The 5,412-nt window shown below is 48.3% G+C and carries 4 protein-coding genes; 1 reads left to right on the plus strand and 3 read right to left on the minus strand.

Annotated features, from left to right (window positions below):
* The 3 genes from QCH34_RS05955 to QCH34_RS05965 form a co-directional block, all read right to left on the minus strand.
* A partial coding sequence (locus tag QCH34_RS05955) for an MBL fold metallo-hydrolase (RefSeq protein WP_300331657.1) occupies nt 1–1,347 on the minus strand: 1,347 nt, incomplete at its 3' end.
* A gap of 3 nt (nt 1,348–1,350) precedes the next feature.
* A complete protein-coding gene (locus tag QCH34_RS05960; RefSeq protein WP_300331660.1) occupies nt 1,351–1,689 on the minus strand; it encodes an STAS domain-containing protein in 339 nt (112 codons plus the stop codon).
* A gap of 109 nt (nt 1,690–1,798) precedes the next feature.
* Nucleotides 1,799–4,879: a PAS domain S-box protein gene (locus QCH34_RS05965; protein WP_300331663.1), complete on the minus strand. Its 3,081-nt coding sequence runs from the start codon at nt 4,877–4,879 to the stop codon at nt 1,799–1,801.
* A gap of 314 nt (nt 4,880–5,193) precedes the next feature.
* On the opposite strand from QCH34_RS05965, the gene QCH34_RS05970 reads away from it, so the two are divergent.
* The coding region (locus QCH34_RS05970) for a hypothetical protein (RefSeq protein WP_300331666.1) at nt 5,194–5,412 on the plus strand (219 nt) is incomplete at its 3' end.

Below are 5,412 nucleotides of genomic sequence, written 5' to 3' on the forward strand. Positions count from 1 at the left end.
GTTTTCATCAGTGGCGCAGACGGTGACGGCTCCCTCGTTCACAACCTGTACCCTCCCCATCCGGAGTGCAAGAGCGGCAGCAAAATCATCATCGGATGCAGACTCAAGCAGCTGATCGGCATGACGTGGATCAAGCGAATCGACAACAGCCCGGCAGAGAACACAGGGATTACAGTCTTTCAGGGTTGCAACAGGCCGAAATCCACGGAAAAGAGTCATATAATCGTTGATCAGCTCGTCAAGGTGATCGATGAGCCAGGGTTCGATCACAGCACCAAGGCCCCCCCGATCAATGAGCCGTTCAATTTTCCCTGCGATATTTGCGGCATTCAGTGCAAGCAGAATGGGTTGATGGGCACCCTGCCGGTATTCTTCGGCAAAACTGTTGTATCTGGCAAGCAGATCATCAACCGCTGCACAATCAAGAACTGATGAGATCTCTCCGGCAGATGCTCCTTCCTCAAGCTCTGCAAGCATATGAGAAACAAATGCGATCCTGCCTGAGATGATCGTGAGAGTTTCATCGATCTCCGCCATCAGATCCTCAGCAAAGAGCGCTGTCTCCTTCATCCTCTCGGGTGTGAAGGTCTCGATCCCGCTTAGTTTCTCGACCTGCCTGAGAACAAGATCTATGCTCCTGATTGCATCGGCTGAAGGGATTGGGTTTCCATGGCCCGAGTAGCAGACTGTAATATTCTCTCCGCAAATCATCTGTCTGATCCCGATGAGGGAATGAAGCAGATCATCACGTGAATAGCCGACTATTCCTGCAACACCGGGAGATCCTGCAAAGAGCGTATCTCCAATGAAGAGTCTGTCCCCGATCCTGTAACAGATACAATCCGGGCTGTGTCCGGGTGTATGATAGGCGGTGATCTCAAGATCCCCTGAGAATGGTATCGTCTCTTCAGAAAGGCCGTACCTTCCGGTCTCCTGATTCCCGGAGAAGAGGGGGTTGCCAAGGAGTGTCGGCGATAATCTCTTCCCAAGGAGTGTTGCCTGGGTGACTCCGTAATCTTCTGTTTTCAGGGCAATGACACCTGATACATGCGAATAGGCGCGGTCTGCAAACAATGAGAGTTCGGGGTGGCTGACGAGTGAATGGCAGTGATCCATATGGGTATGTGTCAGCAGGATGCCGGTTAACTGCCGGTTTTCAGGGAGATCGGATATGACGGAGAGGATTGTATCTGCCTGCCCCGGGATTGCACCGGGGTCGATCAGGATCAGATCGTCTTCTGATCCGATGAGGTAAGAGTTTGATGAGAGGATATCGATCTTCCTGATCATCGGGTAGAAGGAGAGATCCCCGTCACCTGATAACCGGCTCCATCCTCTCAAATCCATTCTTCACCGGTGATGCGCAACTGCATCGGTTACGGTCTTCTCGATGGTAAAAATTGATGTAAACCCGGTCAGCCGGAATATCTTCTCGACTTCTGTCCTGAGCCCGCAGAGGATCACATGGCGCCCTGATCCCTTCAGTTCTTTCTCGATGACAAGCAGTATGCGGAGCCCCCCGCTGCTGATATATTCGAGACCCTCACAGTTCACAATGACGTTTCTTTCCTGTTCCCCGGCAAATGATCTGAGGATATTCTCTGCCTCTGGTGCGGTTGTCGAATCAATTCTTCCAAAAAGATTCGCATGCCTGACACCCCCTGTCTCTGCTATGGTAATCTCCATCATTAATATCCACGCTCTGTATCTGATAGGAGTTGAAAGGTAAAAACGTTATATTCTTTTTTAGCGTAGGATTAGAAAGGTTGAAGTGCTGAGTTGGAGATAGCAACCGGAATCAGGAAAAAAATGATCCCTCTGCAAAAGGATCTGCGAGGGCCGAATTCTCATCCTGGAGGGGATTTTGTATCGTATCCAGAATGGAGAGGAGATCGCGTCCCCGGTATGGTTTTGGAAGGACTGCACAGAAACCATGCTCCCGGTATGCTGACATAACCGGATCATCCGAGTATCCGGAGGAGACTATGGCCTTAATAGAAGGATCTTCCCGATACAGGATGGCCATCGCCTCTCTCCCGCCCATTCCCCCCGGTATGGTAAGATCCATTATGACAGCGTCGAATGCATCTCCATTCTTTTTCGCCTCTCTGTAGAGGTAAATCGCCTCATCACCGTCTGTTGCAGTTGTAACTTTATACCCTTGTTGTGTCAGTATCACCGATGCGATATCAAGGATCGCCTCATCATCGTCCATGATCAGGATCGACTGATCTCTTCCACAGGGGATTGTCAAATCGCATGTCCGGCATGAAAGAGCTTTCTTCGATGCCGGAAGGTAGATCGAGAATGTGGAACCGATACCGGGCTGTGATACGACATCGATTGTACCGCCATGTTTTTTGATAATTGAGAGGCATGATGCAAGTCCAAGCCCGTTTCCATTCTGCTTTGTAGTAAAGTACGGGTCAAAGATTCTGGTGAGATTATTCTGTGAGATCCCGCATCCCTGATCATGTATAGAGATACAGAGATAGTCTCCCGGAATACTGGTTCCCATATCCTCTTCTATTGTGCAATTCTTTGCATTCACAATGATGATACCGCCATCCGGCATAGCCTGATTGGCATTGATGACGAGGTTGCTGATCACCTGACCGATCTGGCCGCAGTCCACGTCAGCTGTCCAGAGATCCTGTTCGATCGAAATCTCCGCCCGCGAGGCTGTTCCCTGAAGAACAAACAGGCTCGTCTCTTTAATGAGATCGCGGATATCAGCAGTCTCCTTCACAGGCGATCCGCCTTTTGCGAATGTAACAAGCTGCCTGGTCATATCGCGTGCACGGAGTGCTGCTGTTTCGGCACGTTCGATCCGATCAATTGCTGCGGGATTATCTGTTATCTCCATTCTGGCTATCATCAGGTTTCCGGTAATCGCTGTGAGAATATTATTGAAGTCATGAGCAATTCCCCCTGCAAGAAGGCCGATCGACTCAAGTTTCTCTATTCTGATCATCTCATCCTCATGGCGTCTCCGCTCTCCTATGTCCCGGATGACACAGACGCTTCCAATTGCCGCTCCCTTGCAATCCCGAATCGGAGCAGCTGAAAATTCAATGGGGCAAATGAGGGAATCTGCCTTTTCCAGGTACAGATCCCGTGAGATCATGATCGGAGCATTCTTTGCTATTGCCTCTGATGCCAGTTCATCTGCGGATAGTGCATCTCCATCTCCCCCCTGCATCTGGAGGACAAGGCTGATATCCATCCCGATCAGATCATCCTTTGATCTGCCGATCAGATCTGCTGCAGGTTTATTGATGAGAATGATTCGTGACCTGGTATCGGTTGCAATCACCCCGTCGGTGATTGAAGATAACGTGACAGATAGGCGTTCTCTCTCCGCAGCACCCGCCTGCTCAGCTGCTCTCCGTCTCTCTATCTCGGATGTCAGATTTACATTAATATGGGAGAGTTCTGTAGTTCGTTCCCTCACAAGATCCTCAAGATGGTTCTGGTATCGGGCAAGTTCTTCTTCCGCAGCTCTCTTCTCTGTAACATCCCTTGCAATCCCGAACAGGCCGCTTATTATCCCCTCTGAATATCTTGGCTGTATATGGAGATCCAGAACCCGCTCCTCTCCTTTTTTTGTCCTGATCTTCGTCTCAAAAGACTGTTTGTTTATTGAGGTTGTCTGAATTGGCTCTTCCTCATTTGGTGTCTGATGTGAGAAGTCAGGAAAGAGTTCTGACATATCTCTTCCTATGAGCTCTGTTTTTGTATATCCGGTAAGGGTCTCAGCCATCCTGTTTGTACTTGTAATTATTCCTCTTGTGTCTGTGGTGAAGAAGATGTCATGGGCATCGTTGAAAAGATGGCGGAAACGCTCTTCGCTCTGCTTCAAAAGGTTCTGTGATCTCTCAAGCGAGTCGAGCATTTTATTCACTCCCGATGCAACCTGGGCTATCTCATCATCCCCGGTAAAATTGATCCGGGATGAAACTGATCTACCCTCACGAATCGATCGAATCCCTGTTCTGAGCCTGTTTAATGGATCGAGTACCATCCTCTCCATTATGCCCATGGTCACAGCTCCACTGATGATGCCCAGAATGACAAGGGCAAGAAGTGAGAACTGGATCGCAGACTGGCCGTTCTGAAAAATATCCCGTGGCATCTCAACTTTCATGATTAAACCCGGGTTTCCATGAAGATCAGACAGGATTGTATAGCCTGCTACGGTATTCTCATCAATCGGTTTCACAATCTCTGAATGATCCGAAATCAGAAGCGACTGAACCTGCCGGATATCCTCCGGATTATTGTGATGGTGGCTTTCATAGACTGATAACTGGAGATCTGTCTGCTGGGAGAGGATCCCCATCTCTGCCTCATCAAGATATCGGCCTACAATGATTGTTCCAGATGGCTCTTCCTGTCCGCTTCGTATGATAGGGCGTGTTGCAATCAGCATTGGCCCTGATCCGAGCACAAGCATTCCATTCTCAGCAGTGATATCCTTCTCTGTCATCTGGGAGAGGAGGCTTCGTGGTGTCGGCATCACATGGCCATAATCCAGATTGATATATTTATGGTTGATTATCTCTTTCTCATGATCGACAAAGAGAATGATGTTGATATTTGATCCGGTAAACTTTTCATCGGGAAATGCCGACTGAAAATATACATGATCACGGGTTTCTAAGAAGGAATTCGTCTCTTCGGCACTCGCCCAGGAATATGCTATCGCATCCAGTTTTCTAATCTCACCGGCTATTGCATTCTCTGCACGCTCAATATTCTGGTGCATTGCATTCTCTTCAAGTTTGGAAAAACCCTCCATGACGATCATCTGGGAGCAGATGAAGAGGATGCAGGTCATGATGAGGCAGGAGATGGCAATTGCGCCGAGTGTTTTCAATCTCAGCGAACCGGGCAGGAATCGTTTAATTATTGTGTTGTATCTGTTCAAATCAAGGGAGATCAAGGGACTGATCCTCTTCTCTTCAGACAGAGCACTATCATCTTGCATCACCCTGTTTCTTGTCCCGGTACTGCATCAGAACTTGTGTTTGAGAATATTGATGCCATCGGATTATCTGGGTTATCTGATTCCAATAGAGATCTCTATTGTTGTCAGAATCTCAGTTGAGAGAACCTATGCCGGTTCGTGAGTATGGTACTGATTGACCGGGGCAGGAGAGATACTCTCTTCCGGGGAGGTCTGGCATAAGTATGATTGAACGGAATCAAAAAGTTCTCATTGTTGTTTTTATTCTTGTTTTAAGTGTATGGTCGGTTTATTTTGGAGGGGCAATAATTGGATCAGATGGAACCGGATTACCTGAATCGAAAATAAATGACAGAAGCCAGGAGACGGTTATCACCATTGCCGGATCAACGACCGTCCAACCAGTCTCTGAAATCCTTGCAACAGTCTATTCAAGATCCAAT

This window comes from Methanocalculus sp. (assembly GCF_029762515.1).
Classification (GTDB): Archaea; Halobacteriota; Methanomicrobia; order Methanomicrobiales; family Methanocorpusculaceae; genus Methanocalculus.

Bases quoted from the DNA above. Each gene is read 5' to 3' on its own strand.
- QCH34_RS05960 (WP_300331660.1), bottom strand. From the start codon at position 1,689: ATGATGGAGATTACCATAGCAGAGACAGGGGGTGTCAGGCATGCGAAT.